The organism is Anaerococcus ihuae (assembly GCF_928368155.1).
GTDB classification, from domain to species: Bacteria; Bacillota; Clostridia; order Tissierellales; family Peptoniphilaceae; genus Anaerococcus; species Anaerococcus ihuae.
This window is the reverse complement of the sequence record NZ_CAKMRU010000001.1, coordinates 1027888-1054857: the sequence shown is the minus strand read 5'-3', so window position 1 is coordinate 1054857 and position 26970 is coordinate 1027888. Positions and strand designations below refer to the sequence as shown.

26 protein-coding genes and 1 pseudogene are annotated in these 26970 nt (G+C 28.9%); 24 read left to right on the top strand and 3 right to left on the bottom strand.

The genetic code is table 11. The annotated features are described in order from the left end of the window. Window positions 1-28: 28 nt before the first annotated feature. The 12 genes from L6653_RS05120 to L6653_RS05065 all read left to right on the top strand — a co-directional run bounded on the left by L6653_RS05120 (window position 29) and on the right by L6653_RS05065 (window position 10597). Window positions 29-967 carry a PhoH family protein gene (locus L6653_RS05120; protein ID WP_236785796.1) on the top strand — a complete coding sequence of 313 codons (939 nt, stop codon included), beginning with the start codon at window positions 29-31 and terminating at the stop codon, window positions 965-967. After that, window positions 948-1412: an rRNA maturation RNase YbeY gene (ybeY, locus tag L6653_RS05115; RefSeq protein ID WP_236785795.1), complete on the top strand. Its 465-nt coding sequence runs from the start codon at window positions 948-950 to the stop codon at window positions 1410-1412. The genes L6653_RS05120 and ybeY overlap by 20 nt, the downstream gene beginning before the upstream one ends. Next, window positions 1409-2227 carry a diacylglycerol kinase gene (locus L6653_RS05110; RefSeq protein WP_236785794.1) on the top strand — a complete coding sequence of 273 codons (819 nt, stop codon included), beginning with the start codon at window positions 1409-1411 and terminating at the stop codon, window positions 2225-2227. Before ybeY ends, L6653_RS05110 begins: the two co-directional genes overlap by 4 nt. Next, window positions 2224-2628 carry a cytidine deaminase gene (cdd, locus tag L6653_RS05105; protein WP_236785793.1) on the top strand — a complete coding sequence of 135 codons (405 nt, stop codon included), beginning with the start codon at window positions 2224-2226 and terminating at the stop codon, window positions 2626-2628. Before L6653_RS05110 ends, cdd begins: the two co-directional genes overlap by 4 nt. Beyond that, window positions 2625-3506 (top strand): GTPase Era, encoded by an 882-nt coding sequence (era, locus tag L6653_RS05100; protein WP_236785792.1) that lies wholly within the window; start codon window positions 2625-2627, stop codon window positions 3504-3506. The genes cdd and era overlap by 4 nt, the downstream gene beginning before the upstream one ends. After that, the gene (gene recO / locus L6653_RS05095) at window positions 3493-4251 is read left to right on the top strand and encodes a DNA repair protein RecO (protein ID WP_236785791.1); all 759 of its coding nucleotides are present in this window, start codon (window positions 3493-3495) and stop codon (window positions 4249-4251) included. Before era ends, recO begins: the two co-directional genes overlap by 14 nt. Before the next feature lie 11 nt (window positions 4252-4262). Then, window positions 4263-5138, top strand: coding sequence for a glycine--tRNA ligase subunit alpha (gene glyQ / locus L6653_RS05090; RefSeq protein ID WP_236785790.1), 876 nt, complete (start codon window positions 4263-4265; stop codon window positions 5136-5138). Continuing rightward, the gene (gene glyS, locus L6653_RS05085) at window positions 5138-7207 is read left to right on the top strand and encodes a glycine--tRNA ligase subunit beta (RefSeq protein ID WP_236785789.1); all 2070 of its coding nucleotides are present in this window, start codon (window positions 5138-5140) and stop codon (window positions 7205-7207) included. The genes glyQ and glyS overlap by 1 nt, the downstream gene beginning before the upstream one ends. Before the next feature lie 8 nt (window positions 7208-7215). Next, window positions 7216-8028 (top strand): pyruvate, water dikinase regulatory protein, encoded by an 813-nt coding sequence (locus L6653_RS05080; protein ID WP_236785788.1) that lies wholly within the window; start codon window positions 7216-7218, stop codon window positions 8026-8028. A 46-nt stretch (window positions 8029-8074) separates the two neighbouring features. Continuing rightward, entirely contained in the window at window positions 8075-8590 is a 516-nt protein-coding gene (locus L6653_RS05075) for a GNAT family N-acetyltransferase (protein WP_236785787.1), read from the top strand. 9 nt (window positions 8591-8599) lie between these two features. Continuing rightward, on the top strand, window positions 8600-10135 hold the full coding sequence (gene guaA, locus L6653_RS05070) for a glutamine-hydrolyzing GMP synthase (protein WP_236785786.1): 1536 nt from the start codon (window positions 8600-8602) through the stop codon (window positions 10133-10135). Window positions 10136-10345: 210 nt separating this feature from the next. Beyond that, complete coding sequence (locus tag L6653_RS05065) at window positions 10346-10597, top strand: mobilization protein (RefSeq protein WP_072071454.1); 252 nt, start codon at window positions 10346-10348, stop codon at window positions 10595-10597. 328 nt (window positions 10598-10925) lie between these two features. Here the strand turns inward: L6653_RS05065 and L6653_RS05060 are convergent, their stop codons facing one another. The 3 genes from L6653_RS05060 to L6653_RS05045 form a co-directional block, all read right to left on the bottom strand. Further along, entirely contained in the window at window positions 10926-11351 is a 426-nt protein-coding gene (locus L6653_RS05060) for a MarR family winged helix-turn-helix transcriptional regulator (protein ID WP_004837506.1), read from the bottom strand. 1 nt (window position 11352) lies between these two features. Then, on the bottom strand, window positions 11353-11727 hold the full coding sequence (locus L6653_RS05055; protein ID WP_019116623.1) for a hypothetical protein: 375 nt from the start codon (window positions 11725-11727) through the stop codon (window positions 11353-11355). Window positions 11728-12411: 684 nt separating this feature from the next. Beyond that, the gene (locus tag L6653_RS05045; RefSeq protein ID WP_070737869.1) at window positions 12412-12843 is read right to left on the bottom strand and encodes a helix-turn-helix domain-containing protein; all 432 of its coding nucleotides are present in this window, start codon (window positions 12841-12843) and stop codon (window positions 12412-12414) included. A 262-nt stretch (window positions 12844-13105) separates the two neighbouring features. On the opposite strand from L6653_RS05045, the gene L6653_RS05040 reads away from it, so the two are divergent. From L6653_RS05040 to L6653_RS04990, 12 genes and pseudogenes are all read left to right on the top strand, one after another. Further along, window positions 13106-13300 (top strand): hypothetical protein, encoded by a 195-nt coding sequence (locus tag L6653_RS05040; RefSeq protein ID WP_002839721.1) that lies wholly within the window; start codon window positions 13106-13108, stop codon window positions 13298-13300. Beyond that, a pseudogene (locus L6653_RS05035) lies at window positions 13284-14425 on the top strand (site-specific integrase). The gene L6653_RS05040 and the pseudogene L6653_RS05035 overlap by 17 nt, the downstream one beginning before the upstream one ends. After that, on the top strand, window positions 14418-14780 hold the full coding sequence (locus L6653_RS05030) for a plasmid mobilization protein (RefSeq protein ID WP_236785785.1): 363 nt from the start codon (window positions 14418-14420) through the stop codon (window positions 14778-14780). The pseudogene L6653_RS05035 and the gene L6653_RS05030 overlap by 8 nt, the downstream one beginning before the upstream one ends. Before the next feature lie 117 nt (window positions 14781-14897). Further along, entirely contained in the window at window positions 14898-16379 is a 1482-nt protein-coding gene (locus tag L6653_RS05025; protein WP_369806159.1) for a VapE domain-containing protein, read from the top strand. 336 nt (window positions 16380-16715) lie between these two features. Next, window positions 16716-17051, top strand: a complete 336-nt coding sequence (locus L6653_RS05020) for a plasmid mobilization protein (RefSeq protein ID WP_236785783.1) — start codon at window positions 16716-16718, stop codon at window positions 17049-17051. Window positions 17052-17158: 107 nt separating this feature from the next. Continuing rightward, on the top strand, window positions 17159-17386 hold the full coding sequence (locus L6653_RS05015; protein ID WP_236785782.1) for a helix-turn-helix domain-containing protein: 228 nt from the start codon (window positions 17159-17161) through the stop codon (window positions 17384-17386). A gap of 472 nt (window positions 17387-17858) precedes the next feature. Then, the gene (locus tag L6653_RS05010) at window positions 17859-18527 is read left to right on the top strand and encodes a hypothetical protein (protein WP_236785781.1); all 669 of its coding nucleotides are present in this window, start codon (window positions 17859-17861) and stop codon (window positions 18525-18527) included. An 18-nt stretch (window positions 18528-18545) separates the two neighbouring features. Continuing rightward, on the top strand, window positions 18546-19211 hold the full coding sequence (locus L6653_RS05005) for a hypothetical protein (protein ID WP_236785780.1): 666 nt from the start codon (window positions 18546-18548) through the stop codon (window positions 19209-19211). A 591-nt stretch (window positions 19212-19802) separates the two neighbouring features. Next, entirely contained in the window at window positions 19803-19910 is a 108-nt protein-coding gene (locus L6653_RS08805) for a helix-turn-helix domain-containing protein (protein ID WP_369806167.1), read from the top strand. A 39-nt stretch (window positions 19911-19949) separates the two neighbouring features. Further along, window positions 19950-21959: a DNA methyltransferase gene (locus tag L6653_RS05000; RefSeq protein WP_236785779.1), complete on the top strand. Its 2010-nt coding sequence runs from the start codon at window positions 19950-19952 to the stop codon at window positions 21957-21959. Then, window positions 21946-24582, top strand: coding sequence for a DEAD/DEAH box helicase family protein (locus L6653_RS04995; RefSeq protein WP_236785778.1), 2637 nt, complete (start codon window positions 21946-21948; stop codon window positions 24580-24582). The genes L6653_RS05000 and L6653_RS04995 overlap by 14 nt, the downstream gene beginning before the upstream one ends. Continuing rightward, a complete protein-coding gene (locus L6653_RS04990) occupies window positions 24579-26825 on the top strand; it encodes an AAA family ATPase (protein WP_236785777.1) in 2247 nt (748 codons plus the stop codon). The genes L6653_RS04995 and L6653_RS04990 overlap by 4 nt, the downstream gene beginning before the upstream one ends. Window positions 26826-26970 lie beyond the last annotated feature (145 nt).

The window sequence follows — 26970 nt, the reverse complement described above, 5'->3', positions numbered from 1 at the left end:
TTTAGAAATAGATAATACCGAATTAATTATGGGTTTATTCGGTAATTTTGATAAAAATAGAAAATATATAGAAAATAGATTTGATGTAAAAATAAAAACTGAAAATGGAAATATAAGTTTGGTGGGAGATGAAGTAAATTTACATCTTACAAAAAAACTTATAAATGAAATCATCGAAGTTATAAAAAAAGATGGAAATATTGATTTTCAAAAATTAAAATATTTTTCTGACCTACTCGTTCGAGAAAATAAGGAAATAGTAAAATCTACACTTGATCAAGTGATTGTTACAACTGCAAATGGGAAGCCTATAAAACCAAAAACTTTGGGTCAAAAATCTTATGTTAGTATGATTGAAAATAATGATGTGGTTTTTGGAATTGGACCTGCAGGAACGGGAAAAACATATTTGGCAGTTGCCATGGCAATAAGAGCTTTCAAAAATAACGAAGTAAATAGGATTATTCTTACAAGACCTGCCGTTGAAGCAGGAGAAAGCCTAGGATTTTTGCCAGGAGATTTGCAAGATAAGGTCGATCCATATTTAAGACCACTTTATGATGCACTTTTTGAAATTTTTGGTTTTGAAACCTATCAAAATTTGGTTGAAAAAGGCGTGATTGAAGTTGCTCCTCTTGCTTACATGAGAGGAAGAACCTTGGACAATTCTTTTGTAATTTTGGATGAAGCTCAAAATACAACCTTCGAGCAAATGAAGATGTTTTTGACAAGACTTGGCTATGGTTCAAAGGCAATTATAACTGGAGATATAACTCAAATTGACCTTCCTCGCGGAAAAAATTCTGGATTAAAATCTGCATCAAGAATTCTTAGAAATGTAAGAGGGATAGAATTTATGGAATTTACTGCAATTGATGTAGTAAGACATCCTTTAGTTCAAAGAATAATTGAAGCCTACGACAAGGCCGATAAGGAAAAAGAAAAAAATGAATCTTATAATAAATAATCAAACAAAGAAAGATTTAAACATTGAAAAAGATCTCGAAAAAGTTATTAAAGAAGTTTTAAAGCTTGAAGATATTGAAGAGAAAAAATGTGAAATTTCTCTTTCTTTTGTTGATGAGGAAAAAATAAGACAATTAAATAGGGATTTTAGGTCAATTGATAGGGTGACCGATGTTTTATCTTTTCCAATTGAAGATTTTTTCAATGAAGATAGGAAAACTTTACTTAAAAAACCCTATCTTATGCTTGGCGATGTTGTAATTTGCCTTGATGTTGCAAGAAGGCAAGCAAAAGATTTGGGACATTCTTTTGAAAGAGAAATAATGTATTTGACTTGCCATTCAATTTTACATCTTTTGGGTTATGACCATATTGATGAAAATGATAAAAAAATTATGAGAGCTAAGGAAAAAGAAGTTATGAAAAATCTTGGAGTATTCAAATGAAAGATGAAAAACAACTAATTGAAGAAATAAAAGACCAAGTAAAAAAAGAAATAAAAGAAGAAAAGGAAAGGGAAGACCAAGCCCAAAAATATGTTCCTAGTGTAAAAACTCCTGGAGAAAAATTTGTAAAGGGCTTTGACTATGCTTTTGAAGGCTTGGTTTTTGCAATAAACAATGAAAAAAATATGAAATTTCATATCCTAACTTCTGTTCTTGTCCTTTTGGTTTCTTTGTTTTTAAATGTTTCAAGAGTTGAGATGATGTTTTTGGTTTTCTCAATTGCCTTTGTAATTTCTTGTGAACTTTTAAATACTTCCTTGGAACAAGCGGTCAATCTTGGCGGCGGCGGCAAAAAATCAAAAGAAGCCAAAGCCAGCAAGGACTTGTCAGCAGCTGCAACTTTTGTATCAGCCTTAAATACAATTTTTATAGCCTATTTGGTGTTTTTTGATAAAGTAGCAAATTTTTCCTCATCAGTTGTTTTAAGAATTTCTAGAAGACCGTCCCACCTTGCCCTAATTACAGTTTCAATCGTAATTATTTTGACCATATTTTTAAAGGGGATTTTTTATAAGGGACACGGAACAGCTTTTCACGGAGGATTTGTTTCAGGACATACATCAATAGCCTTTTGCCTTGCAACAATTGGATCTATGAGAATTGATGAAGGATTTTTGATTTTTGTATTTTATGGACTTGCATCTATAGTTGCAGAAAGTCGTTTTGAAGCAAATATCCACTCCCTTCCAGAAATTATCAGGGGAGCAATTTTGGGAACAGCGGTAGCGTTTTTAATATTTGGAGTTTTTTCATGAAAAAAGATTTAAAAGATTTAATAAAACTTGCCATAGAAAATAAAAAAAATTCCTATTCACCCTATTCAAATTTTAGGGTATCAAGTGTTGTATTAACAAAAAAAGGAAATATTTATAAGGGAGTAAATATAGAAAATGCAGCTTATTCAGTAACTTTATGTGCAGAAAGATCTGCCCTATCATCTGCAATAAGTGCAGGAGATAGAGAAATTGACACGATAGTAATTACAGGAGATAGCACAATGACTTATCCTTGTGGGGTTTGTAGGCAATTTATGGCAGAATTTTTGGATTCAGATTCAAAAATTGTAATAGCAAATTCTATAAATAATTACAAGATATATGGACTTGATGATATTCTTCCATATATCTTTTCAAAAAAAGATTTGGAGGAGAAATGAAATCAGGATTTGTATCGGTAGTAGGAAGGGCGAATGTAGGAAAATCTACATTGATGGAAAAAATTTTGGGAGAAAAAATTTCAATAATTTCAAATAAGCCCCAAACTACAAGAGATGAAATAAAAATAATATATAATGACGAAAATTCACAAATAATTTTTCTTGACACACCAGGTATCCAAACACCAAGAAATAAACTTCAAGAACATCTTTTGGAAGTTTCAGAAGATAGCCTCAAAGATTCAGATTTGGTGACATTTATAGTCGATAATTCTCTTACAATTGGAAGACTTGATAAGATGATTTTGGAAATTTTAGAAAAAGTAAAGGTTCCAAAAATTCTTCTTATAAACAAATGTGACCTTTTAGAAGAAGGAGAAATTGATCAAATAAAAAAAACCTACATAGGCTTGAATACTTTTGATTACATAATTCCAATTTCAGCTTTAAACGATGAAAATATTGAAAAATATATAAAAACAGTAAAGGAAATTTTGCCAGAAGGACCACTTTACTATCCGTCAGATATGATAACTGACAAAAACGAAAGATTTATTGTATCAGAAATTATCAGGGAAAAAGCCTTGAAAAATTTATCAAATGAAATTCCCCATGGAATTTTTGTAAGAATAGATGAATTCAAAAAAAGAGATGACAAAAATTTATACGACATATATGCAAGTCTTATTTTGGAAAGACCAAGTCACAAGGAAATTGTAATAGGAAAAAACGGTAGTAAAATCAAAAAAATCGGCATGGAAGCAAGAAAAGAAATCGAAGTTTTTATGGATAGCAAAATAAATTTGAAATTGTGGGTTAAGGTCGAAAAAGACTGGCGTAAAAAACAAAAATTGGTGAACAGGTTTGGTTACAAATGATAATTCAAATGTAGAAGGTTTCGTTTTAAGAGAATTTTCTTACAGAGAATCAAGTAAAATCATAGAAGTTTTTACAAAAGATATGGGAAAAATTTCCATAATTGCAAAGGGAGTTTTAAATAAAAAAAATCCTAATCTTTCTTCAACCCAAAGATTTGTCAAAGCATCATACAATCTTTATAAGTCTGGAGAAAAATTTTTTGGAATAAGAGATGCGTCATTATTAAAATCTTATTCGAAATCAAACAAAAATTTTGATATAATAGTATACAAATCGGCAATTTGTGATTTATTGTTGAGAACAATTGATTTTGACCAAAAAGATTTTGTCTATAATTTAATGGACAAGACTTTTGATAGCTTTGAAAAAGCAAGCGAAAATTATTTTAATATTTTCCTTTGCTTTTTATTAAAGTACATATCTTTTTCAGGTTTTAAACCAAATTTAAAAGAATGTTCCTTGTGTGGATCAAAAATTAATCCGGAAGATGCTTATTTTTCTATAAAAGACGGGGGAATGATTGATTCATCTTGCAAGAAAATAAAAAAGGATATAGTATATCTTACAAGAGAAGAGTATTTGTATATTTTAAAATTAGTATATACTCCAACAGACCAGGTTTCAAAGATTGATTTAAAAATTGAAAAGAAAAAAATGATAAATTTGCTAACAAGCTACGTACTAGATTGCTTAGAAATTAAAAAGTTTAGCTCACTTGATTGGGCAATAAAATTAGTCAAATAATAGGAGAGAAAATGTATTTTGAAGATTTAATGCTAAAATTAATAGAATATTGGGAAGAGCAAGGTGCATCAATCATGCTTCCTTACGACTCAGAAAAAGGAGCAGGAACAATGAATCCTCATACTTTTTTGAGATCTTTGGGAAAAGAACCTTGGAAAGTTGTTTATGTAGAACCATCAAGAAGACCAGCTGATGGTAGGTATGGAGAAAATCCTAACAGATTATACCAACACCACCAACTACAAGTTTTACTAAAACCTACTCCAGAAAATATCCAAGATTTATATTTAAAAAGTCTTGAGGTAATTGGAATTAATCCAAAAGAACACGACATAAGATTTGTAGAAGATAACTGGCAATCACCAACTCTTGGAGCTTGGGGACTTGGCTGGGAAGTTTGGCTTGATGGAATGGAAATAACCCAATTTACTTATTTCCAACAAGTTGGAGGAATAAACTGCGAGCTTGAAAGTGGAGAAATAACCATGGGCCTTGAAAGAGTTTGTATGTATTTACAAAATGTAGATAATGTTTTTGACATACAATGGTCTAAAGATTTAAAATATTCAGATGTTTTCAAATTGCCAGAATATGAAAATTCAAAATATTCATTCGAAGATGCTGATAGCGAAGTTTTGGAAAAATTATTTGAAATTTACGAAAAAGAAGCGAATAGATTAATTGACAAGGGACTTGTATATCCAGCATACGATAATGTTTTAAAATCATCCCACACATTTAATACTTTAGATGCAATGGGAGCAATTTCAGCATCAGAAAGAAGTCACTATATTAAAAGAGTAAGAGATATTTCTAGTAAGGTAGCAAAATCATATATTGAAAAAAGAGAAGAACTAGGATATCCACTTTTAAGAAAGGATAAGTAATGAGCAAATATTTATTAGAAATAGGAGTTGAAGAATTTCCTTCAGCTTACATTAATTCAACAAAAAACCAACTTGAAGAAAAATTTAAAAAATTAATTGAAGAAAACAAGTTAAGCTTAGAAGAAATAAAAGTAGAATCAACTCCAAGAAGATTTGCGATTTTACTTGATGGACTAAGTGAAAATAAATCAGATGAACTTATTAGTGTAAAAGGACCTTCAAAAAAAATCGCCTATGATCAAGAAGGAAATCCTTCAAAGGCACTTTTAGGATTTTTGAGAGGACAAAAAGCTGAAGTATCTGATGTAATAATCAAAGATTTTAAGGGCGAAGAATATATTTATGTAGAAAAAAGAGAAGAAAGTCCTTCAATAAAAGAAGTTTTACAAAAAAATGTATATGAACTTGTAAAATCATTAAATTTCCCAAGATCCATGAGATGGGGAGGAAAATCAATTAGATTTGCAAGACCAATCAGATATTTCTTATCCCTCTTAGATGATGAAATTTTAGAATTTGAAGCTGAAGGAATAAAAGTTTCAAATACAACAAAGGGTCACAGAGTTTTAGGGAAAAGTGAGATTGTTGTTGATAAAATCGAAAATTACCTAGAACTTTTGAGAGAAAATTATGTAATTTTATCATATAAAGAAAGAAGAGAAATAATTTTAAGAGGTCTTAATCGCTATGCCAAAGAAATAGGCGGAAAATTCTTAAAAGATGAAGATTTACTTGAAGAAGTTATAAATATAGTAGAATATCCTACAGTTTTGTTGGGTGAGCTTGATCATGAATACTTAAAATTGCCAAAAGAAGTAATAATAACCCCAATGAAAGATCACCAAAGATATTTTCCAATTTTAGATGATCATGAAAATCTCATGCCATATTTCTTATTGATAAGAAATGGTGATGATTATGCAAAAGAAAATGTAATAAATGGAAATAAAAAAGTTCTTACAGCAAGACTTGAAGATGCTAAATTTTTCTATGATATAGATAATAATAAAAAATTAGAAGAATATGTAGAAGAATTAAAAAGACTTACATTTTTTGAAGGACTTGGTTCAGTTTATCAAAAAACTGAAAGGCTTATTTCTCTTTCCAAAAACTATCTTGAAGAATTTAAGCTTGGTGAAGATGTATCAGATAATTTATTAAGAGCAGCCTACCTTTCAAAAGCAGATCTTGTAACAAAAATGGTTATAGAATTTACAGAACTTCAAGGTACTATGGGAAGAATTTATGCTACAAATTCTGGAGAAAACAGCCAAGTAGCAAATGCAATAGAGGAAGCTTACAAGCCAAGAAGCTCAGAAGATTCTCTTCCAAAATCAGTAGCAGGAATTGTTCTTTCAATAGCAGATAAAATCGATACAATAACAGGTTTATATATAATCGAAAATTATGTAACAGGAAGCCAAGATCCATTTGGACTTAGAAGATCAGCAATTGGTGTTATAAATATTCTTGCGGATAATAAAATTAATGTTGATTTAAAAGATTTGATTAAAGATTCTCTCTTTGTTTACACAGAAAAAAATGAAATTTCCTTTGATTATGACAAAACTTTAGATAAAATTACAGAATTTTTCATAGACAGGCTTAAAAATATGCTTATTGATAAGGGATATAGGTATGATTTAGTAAATGCAGTTTTAGATACTGGAGAAACAAATATACTTTCTGTAATAGAAAAGGTAAAAGTTTTGGGAGAATTTGTTGAAAATGAAAATAGTGAAGAAATCCTAAATTATTTCACAAGAATCAACAACTTCACAAAAGATTATGAAAGCGTAGATGTTGATGTAGAAAAATTAGACCAAGGTCTAGAAAAACAATATTATGATGCGATAGAAGGACTAGATTTTGAAAAATATTTAAGTCAAAAATTGTATAAAAAAGCCCTCGATGAAATTGCATCAACAAGACAAATTGGTAACGAATATCTAGATAACACAATGATAATGGTTGAAGATGAAGAAATTAAGAATAATAGGTTGGCCTTATTAAATAAACTAGCTAAAAATATTTCTAGAATATTTAATATAAAAGATTTAGTTAAATAGGAGATAATATGGCTTGTGATGTTTTGAATGTTTATATAATCAGTGATTCTACTGGAGCAACAGCTGAAACATTCGCAAAATCAGTAGTTACTCATTTTCCAAATGTAGAATTTGATGTTAAGAGAAAATTTAATATAGATAGCGAAGAAAAAATCGACAAAATTGTTGAGAAAATTCCAAAAGATTCAATAATTATCCAAACTATAGCTGAGAAAAAACTCGAAGAATATCTAATACAAAAAGCTGATAAAGAAAATATCAAAGTTATAGATATATTGGGACCTGCACTTTCACTTTTTGAAGAAGTTACAGGACAAAAGGCCCTAAGAGAGAAAAAACTCACAAGAAAATTATCAAAAGATTATTTTTCTATGATTGAGTCCATTGAATTTGCCGTAAAATATGATGATGGAAAAGATCCAAGAGGAATAAAAGAGGCAGATATATTGTTACTTGGAGTATCAAGGACATCAAAAACTCCAGTAACAATGCTTCTTGCAACCAAGGACTACAAGGTATTCAATCTTCCTTTGGTCCCAGAAATTAGACTTCCAGAAGAAGTTTTTGAAATTGATCCAAAAAGAATCATTGGTCTTACCATAGATCCTGACAAATTATCAAAAATCAGAGAAGACAGGTCAAAGGGTCTTGGCTTAAAATCAAAAAGCGAATATTTTGATAAGGAGAGGATCAACAGAGAATTAGAATATGCAAAAGGCGTGTTTGAAGATTTAGATTGTAAAGTTTTTGATGTATCATTAAATACAATAGAACAAACAGCAACTGACGTTCTAGAATATTACAAAAAGAATTTTTCTTAAAAAAATATGCTGCAAATGCAGCTTATTTTTTATGTGAGGGAGGCTTATGGAAAACACCAAACTTATTTTATCAAGACGACTTATTATTAGAAAATTTGAAAAAGCAGATTTAGAAAAAAATATGGAATTTATAGAAGATCCAAAATTTTTCTATTTTACAAATACAGAAACAAAAGAAGAATTAATCGAAAAAACTGCAAAGTATTATAAAGAAAAAGAAGATTATAAATTTTGGCATATTGTAAAAAAAGGAATGAATGATTCAATAGGAGTTGTTAAAGCCTTTGACAAAAACGAAGGAGTGGGTCTATTTATAATTATAAATAAATCACTAAGAAACAGGGGATATGGAAGAGAAGCCCTAGAGGCAGTTATAGATTATTTCTTTACCCTTGGCGAGAAAAAAGAAATATATTTAAAAGCAGAAAAAAATAATGGAGCTTTTAAATCTCTTATAGAAAATTTAAACTTTAAAAAGTATGATGAAGATACGAAGTATAGCTACTACAAGATGGATAATCTTGATTATATGAAATATTTTGCAATATTTGGAGAAATATAGGAGGGATAGATGGAAAAAAAATCCGAAATTATGGTATTGGACTTTGGTGGCCAATATAACCAACTTATTGTAAGAAGAATAAGAGAAATGGGAGTTTATGCAACACTTCACGATTGTGATGTAGATTTAAAAACTCTTGATCTTGAAAGTTTGGATGGAATAATTTTAACAGGCGGCCCACAATCAATTCACAGTGCCGACAGCCTAAAATTAAATCCAGAAATTTTAAATTTAAACGTGCCAATTCTTGGAATATGCTATGGAATGCAAGCTTTAGCTTTTCATTTTGATGGAGAAATTACAGAAGCAGAAAAAGGGGAATATGGAAAAACTCCTTTATTTGTTGACCAAAGATCAAAATTATACGAAAATGTAGCCCAAGAATCAATAATTTGGATGAACCACAGAGACCAAGTTACAAAAATAGGCGAAGGTTTCAAAAAAACTGCCTGGTCATTAAATTGTCCAATAGCAGGATTTGAAAACGAAGAAAAAAATATTTATGCAGTACAATTTCATCCAGAAGTTGCTCATTCCGAATATGGATTTCAAATATTAGAAAATTTCGTTTTAAATATTTGTAAGGCAAAAAAAACTTGGATAATGAAAGACTTGGCCAAAGAAACAATAGAAAACATAAAAGAAAAATATGCTGGAGAAAAAATGATTTGTGGACTATCAGGAGGAGTAGATTCAACAATAGCAGCAACCCTCGTTCACAAAGCAATTGGAGATAATCTTCAATGTATATTTGTAGACCACGGCCTACTAAGAAAAGACGAATCAAAATCAGTAATGGAACAATACAAAAAGATTGGTCTAAATGTAAAAATGGTAGATGCTTCAAAAGATTTTCTTGATTTACTAAAAGGCGTAGAAGAACCAGAAGAAAAAAGAAAAATAATAGGAAACCACTTCATAGAAGTGTTTGAAAGAGAAGCCAAAAAATTTGGTGATGCAAAATATTTAGTACAAGGAACAATATATCCAGACGTAATAGAAAGTGGAAAAGGAAAAGGTTCAGTAATAAAATCCCACCACAATGTAGGAGGCCTTCCAGAAGATATGCTTTTTGAAGGAGTAGTAGAACCACTAAGAGAACTTTTCAAAGACGAAGTAAGAGCCCTTGGAGAAAGTATCGGAGTTCCAGAAGAAATGGTATGGAGACAACCATTCCCAGGACCAGGACTTGCAATAAGAGTTATAGGAGATATAACAGAAGAAAAATTAGAAATAGTAAGAGAAACTGATGCAATCCTAAGAGAAGAAGTGAAAAATGCAGGATTAAACAGAGATATTTGGCAATATTTCACAGTATTTACCCCACTAAGAACAGTAGGAGTAAAAGGCGACGAAAGATCCTACGATTATGTAGTAGTAGTAAGAGCAGTATCAAGCAAAGACGCAATGACAGTAGAAGCCTTCGATATGCCATACGAACTCCAACAAACCCTATCAAACAGGATGATAAACGAAGTAAAAGGAGTAGGAAGAATAGTCTACGACATAACCTCAAAACCACCAGGAACTATTGAATGGGAATAATCGCAAAATTTTCTAAAATGGCTTGATTACAAGCTATATAGAGAATAAAAAATGGCTACTGGTACTCAAATGGTACTGGAAGCTAAAAAGAATAAACTAAATAATAGTTCCAAGTGGTTTACATTTGGACAAAAAATTAGATCATAACTTAAGTGTTATGGTCTTTTTTATTTGATAGGTTGTACAATTAAAAGCGACATCTAGTATAAAATAAATTTAAAAAATCAACTAAAAATATACTCAACATATGAAGAAAAAGAAATTTATATTATAGACCTAGAACAATTTAGAGATTTACAATGGTCACTTTCAAATGCAACAAATAATATAAACCAGACCGTAAAAGCAACTAATACAACGGGAGTCATTTATAAGAAAGATATAGATTATATGAGAGAAAAAATAGAGAAAATATCCAAGGAGTTGTGGGATGTGCATTCACTATTATTAAGGAGGGAATGAAAAAATGTAGAAATTATGATAATATTTAAACTTCTAGTTCAATAATTAAAGTTTTATAATACTACGATATGCTCTATTTCTATAGGAGTGTATAGATATTTAAAAGCAAAAAATGTATCAACCCTTACCCTTATGTCAGGATTTAGGTTGATACACAAAATTATTTACAGCCCCAGTTAAATATAGACAATCAAGATTAACTAGTAATTATCATTTAATCTTAAATTAGTGCGTTCGATTTTAAATTGTACAAATAAGTGTTGACAATCCAAGGTGTAAAAGTTCGAGGCAAGTTGACCCGATGTGTAGAGGGGCAATAAATTGAAAGTTATTTATTATCAATCTCAAAATTTTTTTTTAGCATTTCCAGACTTTGATAAACGATTTCATATTGTTCATCTGTCCATTCTGATGTCAACTTCTGATTAAATTCTTTTAATGCTCTACTTAAAGGTTCATATTTTAATCGTCCTCTTTCTGTAAGATGTATTTTTTTGTTTCTTTTATCTTTAGGGTCTGTTTCTCGTGTGATATATCCTTTTTGCTCTAATGATTTAACCATTCGAGCCGTACCAGCCTTATCTACTTTCACAAGCTTTGTTAATTCATCCTGAGTCAATCCATCCTGTTTTGTAAGTGCCATGTAATAAGGCTCTTCTCCGACACTTATGTCAAATGGAACAACTACATTTTTTAATTCTTGCTGAATACATCTCGATAAATAAGTTATAAGTTTTCCGATACTTTTCTCCACTTTATGCCTCTTTTCTTCTTAAAACTTTGTCCAATATCACATTCCAAAAAATACTCGAAAAATATCCTAATACAACATTAATAGGAAATGAGGAAAAATATATTTTCCAGAAATTCTCATCATATCCCTTCATTCTTAACAATCCGCTTACAGACATAATTGTAGTAAAATATATCGCTGGAATTATTGATGAAAGAACTAAAAAAACAATATATGATTTTCCAGTATATAGTTTCTCTGTTACTTTTGCACCTATAAGTCCAGCCGGAAAAATCAAAGATGCTATACTTGCAACTATAGATTGCAATAACATCATTAAAAGTATAGACGGAAAAACAATTTTTCCAGTATTCATCTGAGACATAATGCAACTCATTGTACTCCCCATCAATATAGGGAAAATATAACGTTTATATTTCATTACTCTTACATCACTTTTCATAATAAGTGAAGTATACCACAAATTAGTTGATGCGTCAACTAATTTGTTTTTAAGTTTATATCTCTTAAAATAATATTTTAGTGGTGAATTTCGTAGTAAATACTGTTTCTATAAATTTTTCCTTTCAAAGGGTAGCTGGCGGCAGCCAGTGCAGGGGAAGCGTAGTGTCCTCTTTTTGATTTGGAACAGACCATGACTGCGGAAAATCACAGCCCTCTGGCGAGGAGCCTTCGGAGAACACAATGCACCAACCTCTGGGTGGTGTATAATTACGCCCTTAGTAAACTAAGGGATTTCAGGCTTCTCCCGTTACAGCTGTTTTTTCAATAGTTCCTGCGTGTCCTGCCTGTGAAAAATGAGTTTCAACAACAGCATGACATCATCATCATCTGTCAGGCGATCTGGTATGGATACAATAAATTGTGCTATTTATTGTATCCATACCAATTAAGCGAGAAAACCAGAATGGTTTTCGAGAGGAAAGTTGTAAAAAATGGCTACTGGTACTCAAATGGTACTGGGAGTAAAAAAAATAATTAAAATAATAGTTCCAAGTGGTTTACATTTGGACAAAAATTAGACCGTAGTTTCAAGCTACGGTCTTTTGAGTACATATTTTTATTTTAAAAATCTTGATTTTTTAGGATAAGATAACTTCCAATCTTCAAATTCCTCGTCTGTTATCTCATCGTTGTAATGCTTTTTTCTCATCTCATTCCATTCTATAAGAAAATTATTGAAGTCTACATCATTTGATAAAAGTCCATTAATTTCTCCATCACCTGCTAAAGGTCTAAACTTCATGTCTTTTTCATAATCAAATATTATATGCATTATTTCAAAAATAGAATTAGGCTCATGATTAATTAATGCTGATATATCACAATCAAGTGCTTCAGATATTTTTTGTAATTGTTCTTTACTTGGAGATCTATTTCCAAGCTCGTAATTTCTTATAGCAGCATCTGTCAAACCAGACTTAATGGCAAGTTCTTTTTGAGTTAAGTTTCGCATAAGTCTTAACTTTTTTAATTTTTCTCCAGAAATCAAACTAACTCCTCCTTATTTCACAATAACTATAAATATTTTATCACAAAACGAACAAAAGCTCAACAAAACTGTTCTGTTGTTAATATTTGCAAATATCTGAATATTTTAGAAAAAGAATAAATAGAAAAAACTTGACAGAACAAATACGAACTGTTATTATATATACATACCGTTCATTATTGAACGGAAATTGTAAGACATATAAATTAATGCTCGCCCTTTTGAGGATGTAGAACCTTACAAACTATAAAAGGAGGAGATTATGAAAGGTATTTTTATGAATGCAAAAGATGTACAAGAATTTCTTGATGTAAGTAGGACAACAGCATATCAGATAATAAACGATATGAATCAAGACCTACTTAAATTAGGTTATCGTGTGCAAAGAGGAAAGGTAAATAGAGAATACTTTATGGAAAAGTATTGCTATAAACCAACAAATGCAAAGGAGGTTTAAAGTGCCAGCATTTAGAGATGAAAGCGGGAACAAGACTTGGTTTTGTAAATTTAATTATACAAACTGGAAAGGAGAAAAATTAACTAAGAAAAAACGTGGATTTTTAACGAAAAAAGAAGCATTAAAATGGGAACAAGAATTTTTAAATCAACATTCTGAATCAATTGAGATGAGCTTTAGGGAGTTTTTTGAACTTTACAAGAGGGATAGAAAACCAAGAATAAGAGAAAATACTTGGAGGACAAAAGAAGCAATTGTAAATCAAAAAATACTTCCATATATAGGTGATTTAATGCTTAATGAGATAAGTAATGTAACCATTATTCAATGGCAAAATGAGCTTATGAAGATTAAGGATAAGAATGGGAAGAACTACTCTCCTACTTATTTGAGAACTATTCATGCCCAGTTATCTAGTATCTTAAATCATGCTTGTAGGTACTACAATTTAAAAACTAATGTTGCTCGTGATGTTGGTTCTATGGGAGAAAAAGAAGCTGATGAAATGCTATTTTGGACTCAAGATGAATATGAAAGATTTATAGAAGCTATTAAAGATAAACCTGAATCATTCTATGCTTTTGAACTTTTATATTGGTGTGGTCTTAGAATGGGAGAATTATTAGCCTTAACAAAAGAAAAATTTGATTTTAAAAAGCATACATTAAAAATTGATGAATCTTTACAAAGGATTGATGGGAAAATGTAATAACTGCTCCTAAGACTAAAAAAAGCATAAGGACAATAGTTATGCCTGAATTTTTAACTGATGAGATTAAAGAATATATAGACAGTTTTTATAAGATAAAACCAAAAGACTTAATATTTAATTTTTCTAAGAGCTACCTTCACCATGAAATGGATAGGGGATCTAAGAAATCTCAAGTAAAAAGAATTAGAATACATGATTTAAGGCATTCTCATGTTTCACTCTTGATTGAACTTGGATTTACTGCAACTGCAATAGCTGATAGGGTTGGACATGAATCGATTGACATCACCTATAGGTATGCTCATCTCTTCCCTAGCAAGCAAAAAGAAATGGCTCTGTCTTTAACTCAAGTAAGAAGTAATAAGGCAAATGATTGGAAAGATTTATTAGAAGAGGACGATCAAGATGTTTAGAAGACATTCATTAGATGAAATTTCACAAAAAACTAAAAATAAAGAGAAGAACAGAAAAAGAAATCGAATTTTAAATTTCAGAGTATCTGAAGAAGAATATGATTTAATAAACAAAAAGATTGAAATAAGCGGACTTAAAAAACAAGATTATTTTATACAAATGCTATTAAATCACGAAGTTAAGTTAGTAAGTGATTACAGACTTTCTGATAATATAGCCAAGGAAATATTTCAACTAGCAAAAGTTATTAAAAAGTTCGGTAAACTCAATGATGATGAAGCTGATATTTTAATCTATATTTTAGAAATATATGAAGAAATTAAAAAAGAAAAAAGCCCCTACTACGAAGAGTAAAGGCATACACTCCTGTGAGAAGTGTTCTCTAGACAAGTTCATTTTACCACAGGAGTCTTATTTATACCAGACAGGAGGATAAAATGGAAAACACATATAAAACAATAAAGAGAATAGATGATTGTAAAAAGAAAAGGAGTGAGCCTTATGACAGATATTAAATTGAAATTCCCAGAAATAGATCAGACTTACGCCTTTTTAGACTTACAAACTACGGATAAGGGGACGGTTAGACAAATTACTGGTAATATTGTAACAGCTATTTTAAATCCAAAATATTGTCAAAATCAAAAAATCATTGATGGACAAATATTCTTTGATAAATTCACAAATGAAATAAAATTCCAGGGGAAAATTATTGGAGAAAGAAATATAAAGGAAAATCAAATACGACTTTGGGATGATTCTTTAAATAATAGATTAGGATTAGAGATAGAAAAACATTTTGGAATTAATTATAACGCAAACAAAATGTGGGAAGCTATTCGTTTTGTAGCTCATCAATATGAAGTGAGTCCGCCAAAGCAATATCTTCAAAATTTAAAATGGAATGGAGATAAAAATGCAATTAGAAAACTATTACCAAGGTATTTAGGAGCTGCTGATACAGAGCTAAATAATTGGATAATGGAACATATGATATTGGGTATGATAAAAAGAATTTTTAATCCAGGATCTAAGTTTGATGAAATGATTGTTTTAGTTGGTGGGCAAGGTATAGGCAAATCGACTTTTGCAAGATACTTGTCCATAACAGATGATTGGTTTTGCACAATTGAAAACATTCAAGGCAAGGATGCCGTCATGAACCTTATGGGTAAAACTGTCGTTGAAATCGAAGAATTTGTTGCTTTAAGAAATGCAAAATCGGCTAATGAAGCTAAATCTTTTTTATCAAAATTAAGTGATAGGATAAGAATACCCTACGAAAAATATGCAACAGATGTGCCTAGAACTTGTATCTTCATAGGGACATTAAACGAAAGAACTTTTCTTAATGATCATACTGGAGAAAGAAGATATTTGCCTGTGGAATGCAACCCAAATAAAAGAGTAAGGACTATATATCCAGATAAAAATAATAAGGAAAAACTCTCGGATAAAGAATATATATCTCTTATAAGAGAAGATTTTAATCAGGCTCTAGCCTTAGGGTATGAAATCTTTAAAAACATGACTCACGCATGGACTATACCAAAAAATCTTTTAAAAGACTTGTATAAGGAACAAGAAAAGTTCAAATATCTAAACCCAGATGTGGAAGACATTAGATATTTCTTGGAAGAATATAAGCCAAAAAGTGCAGATCCTAATATAACTTGTTTCAAAGAACTAACCATGCAAGGCTACCAAATAAAATCAAAATCTTTCTCAGAGATTATGGATAATTATTTCCAAGAATGGATTCCAGTTAGGTCATCAAAGACCAAGAGAATATCACCAAGTGGAGTCTCAATTCCAGTAAAACTATATTATGAAAAGAAAGCAGAAAATGAAACTGACTTTATAGAAGCTGACAAGAATTTATTGCCAGAAGAATGGAAAAAAGAAAATCAATTAGAAATAGATACTGCAAATCAAGTAAAGATACAAATGTAACTTTGTAACCTGTAACCCATCGTTATAAATCTTCTTAAATTAGGATTACATAAATTTATGGCTTGATAATAAGGAGTTGTCGCAAACTCTTAAAACAAGCTCGCCTAATTTTAGAAGTTTTTATTTTATAAGTTACAGTTACACTTATTAATTCCTATTTGAAAAATTATGGAAAATTAAATTAAAGACTTGTTAGTAATAGCAAGCACAGTAAGTGAGTACCCACTTACGAAAAAATCAAAAAATCAATAGCTTTTAAGACTATCTAATTTTATGATTTTTACCTTGTTAGGGAGAACCCTAAGACCCCAAAAAACAAATATAAAGGAGAAATGTATGGATAATAGAACAAGAAAAAATCAACTTAAAATATATTTAACAGATGAAGAAAAAGAAATTTTTGAAAAGAAAATGAAACTTTCAAATTGCAAAACCATGTCCCACTTTCTTAGAAAATGTGTACTAGAAAAAGAAATTTATATAGTAGATCTAGAACCATTTAGAGATCTTCAATGGCTGCTTTCAAATGCAACAAATAATATAAACCAGATTGCAAAAGCAACTAATACAACTGGTGTTATTTACAAGAAAGATATAGATTATATGAGAGAAAAAATAGAAAAATTGGCAAAAGAAATATGGGATATACATTCCTTGTTATTAAGTAAATAATTTTAGAGCTAGTTCGAGATAAGAGAATAAAAGCCTATTAAAAGAATTGTTTTAATGGTATAATTATGACAATATAGATAAATATAGGGAGTTGTTTCGAATATCTCATGCTCAAATTTAGTTATAAAAAATTGTTTAAAAAACTTATAGACTTAGAAATGAAAAGTACTGACCTTATGGATAAATCACAAATAAGAAAAAGTACATTTTACAAAATAAAAAATGGGCAAAATGTTACCACGGATGTGCTTTTAAGAATATGTAATACATTGGATTGTGATATTTCGGATATAATGGAATGTGTAGAGTTCGAAGCAAATGAGATAAAAAGATAAAATTGATTAATTTATTTTCTGAAGTAAGTGAGCTTCATTTAGAATTTAAAAACGCTCCTATTAGGTTGTCATAGTCAATAAATTCAATAGGATTATTTGGGAAATATATAAAAAAATAATAAATCAAACTTGGTAAAAGGTGATATATGGAATACCATAGGGTGAATTTTGCTTAATGTGGTTAGATAATTGGACGATCATCTTGTCAATTATAGAGTGACTCTAGTTAATCTCATACTAGAATTGTAAGGCTAGGAGTAAAATCTATGAGAAACAATAATTTAATTAATGCATTTATATAAGTTAATAATTTAGTTTTATTATAAACAATTCAGAACTTAAAGTATGATGAAGCTTAAATTTATATATAAAAAAATAGGTTTTGGTTCATATTTTTTATGCCACAGATTATAAAAGATGGAAGAGTCTTATATTTTTATTTTTAAAGCATTGTTAAGCATAAGGAGGGTTTATGGAATTTTTACAAAATGTATTTGGAATTATTATTCCAGCTATAGGTTATATTATTGGAATATTTTCTTTCTTTTATTATAATAAATTAAGGTTTTTTATATTCATTAATAGAATTTTTAAAAGGAAAAAAGATGTTAATTTCAACATTGTTTTTGATTTTGATGGACAATTTGACAATATAAAAGAAATAAAAGAATATTTCAAAAAAGAAACATCTCATGAATTTAAAAATATTAGTTCATCTAAAAGAAAAGAAGTCTTTCAGTTGGATAATTTAATTGTTAAAATTGAAAAATCGGAATTTCCATATGAAGAATTTGTAAACACTATTTTTATAAAGAATTCCAATTCAACATATAAAATGGCATGCAAAAATGTAAAAACAATACAATTGATTATTAAAAATATATTGGATAATAATGGTATTAAAAATAAAAGATATTGTTTTTCTTCAAATTTTAACAAAAGTAATCCTTTCATAAATAAATCAATTACTAAAGTAGGGATTAATAAAATAAAGCATTTTTATATGATTTTATCTACTTCAGTATTCACTTCTGAATTAGATAATGAGGAAGATATTCAAATTAATATGAATCAAGCAAGTTATGTAACTGATGATTTTAATGATTTAAGAGATGTTGCCAATATTATTTTAGCTATGTAATTTTAAGGAGGTATTAATATGCAATCATTAACAATATTTGAGCCGGTGGTAGAAAAAGAATATAAAGATGAAGACTTAAAAAATATTAAAACATCAAGAAAAGAAACTATTAATGACAAAGAAGAAAGTTTGGAATTTCAACTATTTTTCAACGAAAAGATACAAGAGTATATAAGGTGCCATATAAGAATGGAAGAACCCTTTGCTATTGAAGGTAGAATAGGAGAACAAGAAATATCTGAGGTAATTATAACCTCAACTTATGAGGCATTTCTTAACTTTAAAAACGGTATATTTTTGGTACTAGCAAATAAAAAAAGTGCAGAAATAATAAACAACCAATTTAATAACTACTATGGAACTAGTTCTGAAAAACATATAATAGATTTACAAGATATTATAAGTGAGTCAACAAATGTAAAAAGAACACAATTTAGAAGACTAACAATAGAAACTATTAATGGTAGTAGTTTATCAGGAAATAATGTCACTGATACTGAATTATATTGTACTATGTTAGATGCGGGTGAACTTAGTGCAATTGCAGTAACATATCCATACGATGGAGATGATGTTAGTTTTAGTATTTCTGACTCTGGTTCAATAGTCATTTTTAGCACGATGACTAACGAAGAAATTTTAAACTTTATAAAACAGCTGATTGAAGATATGAAAGATAAATAATATGAATTTTAAGACAAATTATAAAGTCGGTACTGGTACTGGTACTGGGACGGGACTAAAAATTTGAAAACGTCCTATAATTAGATGGATTTAGTGGTACTGCAAAAAATAGAATCTTGTATTTTGAATGGTTTGGGATATATCGGACGTTTGGAAAAGAAGAATGGGAATAAAGATACAAGATAACTTGAAAGGGGAATCCCTAAAAATACACGTTTTAAATGGCACTAATTGATTAAAAATCATTAAAATTAACCTAGTTCCCTTCCAAAACCCTTCCAGGATTTTGGATATTAAATGCAAGATTGATAATTCATCTTGCATTTTTTGTTGAAAAATTTATTTTTCTAACAATAATTAAAATTAAAGAAGATAAGATAAATTATAATTGTGCATTTAATTTTATAAGTTGTTTTGCTGTAAAATAAATTTATTAGATAATCTTAGAGCTATAAGAAGATTCGGAATTATGATAGAATATAATTGAATTAATTTTCATATTTTTAATCAAGTGATAAAACGATGAAAAGTTTTAGCAAGATTTTTTAAAATAGACCAAGTTTTATAAGAAAAAGATATAGGCAAAAATAAATTAGAAAAATAAGTAATCTTCAAAGAACACAACTTAATTTTTATTGTAATAATAAAGTTAAAAGAATTGATTTGGAAACTTTTGCAAAGATATGTTGTGTTCTTTAGTGTAAGGTTAAAGATATTATGGATTATGTGAGGTAGGTTATGAAATTTTTAGATGAGTTACAAAAAGTTTTGAGTTTTGACGAGCGTTTTGTTGGAGAAGCTAATCAAATTATTAAGACAAAGGTATCAGATGTAGCAAGGGCTAATGATGAGAAATTATTAAAGGCCTTGCTAAATAACGATTTATTGAAAGAAGCTTTTTTTACAAAAGTTGATGATATATATGTATTTGATAAAAATAAATTTGTCTGGGTACTAGAATCAAAAGAGTTTCTTCCGGATTCATATACTATGTATAAAAATAAGATAGGACTTGTAGATTCTAACAATAATCTAATTAGTCAGAAACAAGATGTTTTTTTGGTATGGCCTTACAAAGACTGTATCCTTGAAGGTGGACAAACCAAAGAAAATCAAAAAAGAGATGAAATTTTTTATAATGAAACTCTTGCACCAGACCAGGTAAATAGACTTCTAGCTCCAAAAGTTTTAGGAAATGCTAAGCGATATACTAAAGATGGTGTTAAAGAGAATATAGAGTTTAGGGATGATGATAATTTAATTATTAAGGGAAATAATTTGCTTGCTTTATCTTCTCTTCTATCAAGATACGAAGGGAAAGTTAAGTTAATTTATATAGATCCACCTTATAACACAAAATCAGACTCTTTCTTATACAACGATTCCTTTAATCGCGCCAGTTGGTTAACATTTATGAAGAACAGACTTGCTATTGCTTATAGTCTTTTAAGAAATGATGGTATAATTTTTGTTCAATGTGATGATAATGAACAAGCATACTTAAAAGTGCTCATGGATGAAATATTTGGAGAGATGAATTTTATAAATAATATATCAGTAAAAATGAGCGAAGCCACGGGTGTAAAAATGTCACACGCTTCAAAGAGATTTCCAAAATTGAAAGAATATCTATTATTCTATAAAAAAGCAAATTTTGATGGTTTTTATGAAATAGATAAGTATGAAAGTGAGGAATGGGATAACGAAAATAATATTTTTTTAGAAAATTTTACAAAAAATGATCGTGATACTATAAGGATATTAGAAGAAAAAGATGTTAATAATGAAAAAGATAGAGAATTAGCTAATGAAATATTAAATCAAGTAAAAATAAAATCATTAAGTGAAAAACTAAAGGAATATACTTTTAGAAGTTTTGAAGATGAGAAGAATTGGTTATTTGAGAATAGCTACAGGATTATAAAAACCGCAGGATCTTCAAGTTTAAAAAAAGTTGTGATGAATGCAAAAAACATTCCAAATCAAGATATAGGATCGGAATTATCATCTCAGGGAGTTCTATTTTTTTATATTACAGACTTTAATAGAAATACTGATCAGCCTAGACTGAGAGTAATATTTGCTGATACAAACATATACAAAAACCCAGGTGATTTTTGGCAGGACATTAAAACGACAGGAGCTATTGCACGTGAAGGTGGTGTGCAATTAAATAATGGGAAAAAACCTGAAAAACTTATATATAGAATAATTAAAATGACAACATTACCAGGTGATATTGTTATTGATTATCATTTAGGTTCTGGAACAACAGCTGCAGTTGCTCATAAAATGAATAGAAGATATATAGGTATTGAACAGATGGATTATATTGAAGATAAAGCAGTAAAAAGATTGAATAATGTAATAAATGGAGATTCAACGGGAATATCAAATAAAGAAGATGTAAACTGGCAAGGTGGTGGTTCCTTTGTTTATTGTGAACTATTAGAAGATAATGAAAATATTGTTAATAAATTAGAAGATGCCAAGAACTCAGATGCCATTAAAGAAATTCTAAATAAGGCCATTGATAATGGAAAACTGATTCCTTCTGTTATTCCTGGTGATTTAAAAGAAAATGAAGATGATTTTGATAAGCTTAGCCTTGATGAGCAAAAGAATCTTGTTATGGAGCTTTTAAATAAAAACCAGCTTTATGTAAATTTATCAGATATTGATGATGAAGATTATAAGGTGAGTGAGGCTAACAAGGCATTTACCAGAAGCTTCTATGGCAAGGAGTGATATTATGAATGACCAATATTTGTACCAAGAGTTAGACGTTATTAAAAAAATAGGAGCATTGAAAGAATTGCCTTCCTATATTGAGTCAAACTTAAATCCTAATATCATTTTGCGTGATTACCAAGACAACGCTTTTAGGTATTTTATAACATATGTTGAAAGTGATTTGATTAAAAATAAACAAATCCATAACTTATTTCACATGGCAACTGGTTCTGGTAAGACTGTTATCATGGCAGGACTTATTCTATATTTATATACTAAGGGATATAGAAAGTTTTTATTTTTTGTAAATCAGAATAATATTATCGAAAAGACTAAAGAAAATTTCCTTAATCAATCTTCAATAAAGTATCTTTTTGCTGATAATATTGAATTGATGGGAGATCAAGTTCAAGTAAAAGAAGTGAATAATTTTGCCTTTTATGATAAAAATGCTATAAATATTTGTTTTACTTCCACACAAAAACTTCACATGGACATGAATTTTCCAAAGGAGAATTCTCCTACTATTGATGATTTTGAGGATGATAAGATTGTTTTAATATCAGATGAATCCCACCATATAAATACTGTTACTAAGGGACTTACAAAGACTGAGAAAATAAACTTAGAAGAAAATACCAAAAGCTGGGAATATACAATTGAAAGAATATTCAGAGCAAATAGAGATAATGTCTTGTTAGAATTTACAGCAACTGCTGACTTGAAAGATCCTAATGTTGAGAAAAAATATTTGGATAAAATCGTATACGATTATACTTTATCTAAGTTTAGAGAGAGCGGATACACCAAAGATTTTAATAATATGCAAGGTGATTATGATAGGTGGACGAGGACCCTGCTTGCTCTTGTAATAAGTGAATATAGGAGACATTTGTTTGGAGACAATGGTCAAAATATAAAGCCGGTTGTTTTATTAAAATCAAAAACCATTAAAGAGTCAAAAGCATTTTATGATGAATTTTACCAGAAATTAAATAATCTCAAGGCTGAAGAAATTCTAAAATATAAGGATTCTGAAAATGAATATTTAACAAACGCAATAGGATATTTTCTTAAAAAAGATCAAAGTTTGAATGCTCTTGTATCTGATATAAAATTAGGGTTTTCAACGGAAAATTCTATAATATTAAATTCTAAGAGTGAATCTGAAGAAAAGGAAAAACAGGTTGCTGTAAATTCTCTTGAAGCAAAAGATAATCCATATAGAATAATCTTTACAGTTGATATGCTAAATGAGGGTTGGGATGTATTAAATCTTTTTGATATTGTAAGATTGTATGAAACACGAGATGGAAAAAATGGAAAGCCAGGAAAAACAACTATTAGTGAAGCTCAACTAATAGGTCGTGGAGCCAGGTATTGTCCATTTAAAATTGAAGATGATCAGCCAAGAAATAAGCGTAAATATGATTATGATTTAAGTAATCAAAATAGGATATTAGAAACACTTTTATATCATTCAATGCAAGATTCACGATATATTGGAGAGTTAAGGTATGCTCTAAAACAGACGGGTTTATTAGCAGATGCTCCGATAAAAATAAATTATATATTGAAAGATGAATTTAAACAAACAAATTTTTTCAGAGAAGCCTATGTATTTTCAAATAGGAAAGTTGAAAAGTCAAGAAAGTCGGTTACAGGAATAGATAAAAAAATACGAAATGGATTATATCAGCATAAAGTATCAACAGGCAGTTCTTTTATATATAGATTATTTGATGAAGAAAAAGTAAAGGCTAATGGGATGACCAATACTTTTCGATATGAATTTAAAAATATACCTTTAAATATTCTTGAAGGTGCAATGTCAAATTATGAGATCTTAAAATTCAATACACTTAAATCATATTTTCCTAACTTAAAATCGAAGAAAGAATTTTTACAATCTAATAGTTATTTAGGAAATATAATGTTGCAAATAGAAAGTCCATATGAAAAATTGCAAGCTAAAGATCTTTATGATGGAACAATGAAAATACTTAAAGAAATATCATTATATCTACAAAAAATAGAGACTGAGTATGAAGGGACAAAGGAATTCTACGCTAAGAGGATTTACGAGGTTTTAAAAGATAAAAAAAAATATATATCTAATCCACATGGTGATGGAGTAGGAGTGTCTCAATCCATGATTGCAAATGAAGATGTTTTGGATTTGTCATACGAGCCATGGTATATCTATAATGATAATTATGGAACAGGTGAAGAAAAAGCTTTTGTAAAATATTTTAAAGGGATAGTAAAAGATCTAAAAAATAAATACGATGAGATTTATTTAGTAAGAAATGAAAGAATTCCGGCCTTGGCTATTTATGAATTTGACACAGGCAAAAGATTTGAGCCAGACTTTTTATTGTTCTTACAAAAGAAAGGAACAAACGGATATTTGCAAGAACAAATTTATATTGAACCAAAGGGAAGTCATTTAATCGGAGAAGAAAATGATAAGTGGAAAGAAGATTTTCTACTAAAAATTGAAGAAAGGGGCATACCTACAAAAACTTATGTGGATGATAATAAGTATAGGATTATAGGATTACCATTCTTTAATAGGGAATATAGGATGGAAGAATTTGATATAAGTTTGAAGTGTGTAATGGGAAGTGAAAAATGATTAACGAAATTTGTATAAAATCTTGTACTCCTTATAATGATTTGGGAGCTAATATAAGTAATTGTAAAAAAATAAATTTTATTTACGGAGCTAATGGTAGTGGGAAGACTACCATTAGTGAGTATTTAAGGACTTATGGAATAGATTCAGATAGATATAAATTTTGTCAGATAAAATGGGAATCTAATAATAAAACCCCAATATATGTCTACAATCGTCAATTTCGACAAAATAATTTTAAAAATGAAGTAGGAATTCCAGGTGTATTTACATTAGGAGAAGACTCAATAGAAGATATCGAAGCTATTAAAAAGCTTAAAGAGGATTTAAGAAAAAAAGAAGAAAAATATAATAAAACCAAAGAATCTATTGAAAAGAAAAATTATAAAAAAGAAGAATTAGAAAAAAATTTTAAGGAAGATGCATGGATACAAATTCTTAAACGTAATGAAAATGATTTTAGTAATGCTTTTGAAGGTTTTAGAGGAAATAAAAATAAATTTATTGAAGAATTACAAAGGCGTATCAAAAATCCTAATGGAGAATTAAATGAAAGGAAAAATCTGATAGAAAGATCCTCTGTGCTATTCAAAAGAAAGCCAGTTAGTGTTGAAAATTTATATGAAATACCAGATAATTTAATAAAAAATGTAAAAAAAATAAGTGAAGATTCAATTTGGAATCAAGTTATTTTTGGTAGTGATGATGTAGAAATAGCTAAGCTGATTAAAAAACTGGATAATTCATCTTGGGTTCATAAAGGTATAGAATACATAGAAGAAAACAGCTCTGTGTGTCCATTTTGTCAACAGAATACGATAGATGATATCTTTAGAAAAAAATTAAATTATTTCTTTAACAATGAGTATATAGAAAAATTAGACTATATGAAATTGAAAAAGAAAGAATTATATAATGAAGTAGATTCAATATTAAATGGTCTCCGTAATAATTTAGAAATGACAGAATCTTGCAATATTGCTGAATTAAATGTGAATACATATAATGCATTAATAGGTAAAATAGAAGCACAAATAGAAAGTGCTAATAATAAAATAGAAAATAAGATTAAGGCTCCAGAAAATAAAATTTCCTTTTCTGAACTAGTAAAATCATTTAATGAGATTAACAATTTGTTATTTAGTTTCAATGCTAAGATTGAAAATAATAATAATTTAGTAAATAAATACAATAAAGAATATAAAAAGCTAGTTGATGATGTTTGGTGCTATTGCATTTATGATTCAGAAAATTTGATAAAGCGATATGAGAAAAATATGAATGCAATCAATAAAGCTTTAATAGGTATGAAAAAAAACGTTACGAATAAGTGTGATGAAATTGGGAAAATCAAAAAAGAAATAAGTGAGAAGTCAAATAATTTAACAAGTGTGCAACCTGCAGTAGATCAAATAAATAAGACTTTAGTAGCTTATGGATTTACGAATTTTGAACTTGAACCATACTCTGAAGTAAAAGGCGAACAATTAAATAGATATCGCATAATTAGAAATGATGGGACAGAGGCTAATCATACTTTAAGTGAAGGAGAGTCGACTTTTATTACTTTTTTGTATTTTATGCAATTGACTAAGGGCTCCACTAATAAAGAATTTGTTAATGAAAAGAAAATAATTATTTTGGACGACCCTATAAGTAGTTTAGATAGCAATATACTATATTTGGTTAGTGCTATGGTCAAAGAGTTAGTAATTGAAATAAAAAATGGTAAGTCTGATGTGGAACAATTATTTATATTCACTCATAATGTTTATTTTCACAAAGAAGCATCATTTATAAATGGAAGAATAAAGGAAGATAAAGATGTTAATTTTTGGATTGTAAGAAAAAATAATGGTATATCAAAAATTCAAAGTTATGACATGGTTAATCCGATTTCATCTACATATGAATTATTATGGAAAGAGCTTAGAGAAGATAAAGATATTTCTGCTGTTTCTATGCAAAACACTATGAGAAGAATTATTGAAAACTATTTTAAAATAATTGGTAAAAAGCAAGATGACTACATAATATCAAAGTTTAAAACTGAAGAAGAAAAAATTGTTTGTGAATCACTTTTGCATTGGATAAATGATGGTTCTCACACTATTTTTGATGATTTGCATATAGACATGCATTCTGTTGATATAAGCGATATTTTTAAAAGGATCTTTAGGGATGTTTTTGATAAAACAGGGCATATTGAACACTATAATATGATGATGGGTATATCAGAATAAGTAAATTTATAAAATATAATAGTTTATTCCAAATGTTGTTATTATTAGGAACACTTAATTTAATTAAGATAATATAAAAATAAATCTTTTATAGTTTAAAAAATTCAAATAATACAAAATCAAAGAAAATTAATTTTATCTAAAG

What these genes read in the sequence shown, in the direction of transcription:
- L6653_RS05120 (WP_236785796.1), top strand. Translation starts at nt 29, where the DNA reads ATGGGTTTATTCGGTAATTTTGATAAAAATAGAAAATATATAGAAAAT.
- ybeY (WP_236785795.1), top strand. Translation starts at nt 948, where the DNA reads ATGAATCTTATAATAAATAATCAAACAAAGAAAGATTTAAACATTGAA.
- L6653_RS05110 (WP_236785794.1), top strand. Translation starts at nt 1,409, where the DNA reads ATGAAAGATGAAAAACAACTAATTGAAGAAATAAAAGACCAAGTAAAA.
- cdd (WP_236785793.1), top strand. Translation starts at nt 2,224, where the DNA reads ATGAAAAAAGATTTAAAAGATTTAATAAAACTTGCCATAGAAAATAAA.
- era (WP_236785792.1), top strand. Translation starts at nt 2,625, where the DNA reads ATGAAATCAGGATTTGTATCGGTAGTAGGAAGGGCGAATGTAGGAAAA.
- glyQ (WP_236785790.1), top strand. Translation starts at nt 4,263, where the DNA reads ATGTATTTTGAAGATTTAATGCTAAAATTAATAGAATATTGGGAAGAG.
- glyS (WP_236785789.1), top strand. Translation starts at nt 5,138, where the DNA reads ATGAGCAAATATTTATTAGAAATAGGAGTTGAAGAATTTCCTTCAGCT.
- L6653_RS05080 (WP_236785788.1), top strand. Translation starts at nt 7,216, where the DNA reads ATGGCTTGTGATGTTTTGAATGTTTATATAATCAGTGATTCTACTGGA.
- L6653_RS05075 (WP_236785787.1), top strand. Translation starts at nt 8,075, where the DNA reads ATGGAAAACACCAAACTTATTTTATCAAGACGACTTATTATTAGAAAA.
- guaA (WP_236785786.1), top strand. Translation starts at nt 8,600, where the DNA reads ATGGAAAAAAAATCCGAAATTATGGTATTGGACTTTGGTGGCCAATAT.
- L6653_RS05055 (WP_019116623.1), bottom strand. Translation starts at nt 11,727, where the DNA reads ATGAGTTGCATTATGTCTCAGATGAATACTGGAAAAATTGTTTTTCCG.
- L6653_RS05040 (WP_002839721.1), top strand. Translation starts at nt 13,106, where the DNA reads ATGAAAGGTATTTTTATGAATGCAAAAGATGTACAAGAATTTCTTGAT.
- L6653_RS05030 (WP_236785785.1), top strand. Translation starts at nt 14,418, where the DNA reads ATGTTTAGAAGACATTCATTAGATGAAATTTCACAAAAAACTAAAAAT.
- L6653_RS05025 (WP_369806159.1), top strand. Translation starts at nt 14,898, where the DNA reads ATGATTGTAAAAAGAAAAGGAGTGAGCCTTATGACAGATATTAAATTG.
- L6653_RS05020 (WP_236785783.1), top strand. Translation starts at nt 16,716, where the DNA reads ATGGATAATAGAACAAGAAAAAATCAACTTAAAATATATTTAACAGAT.
- L6653_RS05015 (WP_236785782.1), top strand. Translation starts at nt 17,159, where the DNA reads ATGCTCAAATTTAGTTATAAAAAATTGTTTAAAAAACTTATAGACTTA.
- L6653_RS05010 (WP_236785781.1), top strand. Translation starts at nt 17,859, where the DNA reads ATGGAATTTTTACAAAATGTATTTGGAATTATTATTCCAGCTATAGGT.
- L6653_RS05005 (WP_236785780.1), top strand. Translation starts at nt 18,546, where the DNA reads ATGCAATCATTAACAATATTTGAGCCGGTGGTAGAAAAAGAATATAAA.
- L6653_RS05000 (WP_236785779.1), top strand. Translation starts at nt 19,950, where the DNA reads ATGAAATTTTTAGATGAGTTACAAAAAGTTTTGAGTTTTGACGAGCGT.
- L6653_RS04995 (WP_236785778.1), top strand. Translation starts at nt 21,946, where the DNA reads ATGGCAAGGAGTGATATTATGAATGACCAATATTTGTACCAAGAGTTA.
- L6653_RS04990 (WP_236785777.1), top strand. Translation starts at nt 24,579, where the DNA reads ATGATTAACGAAATTTGTATAAAATCTTGTACTCCTTATAATGATTTG.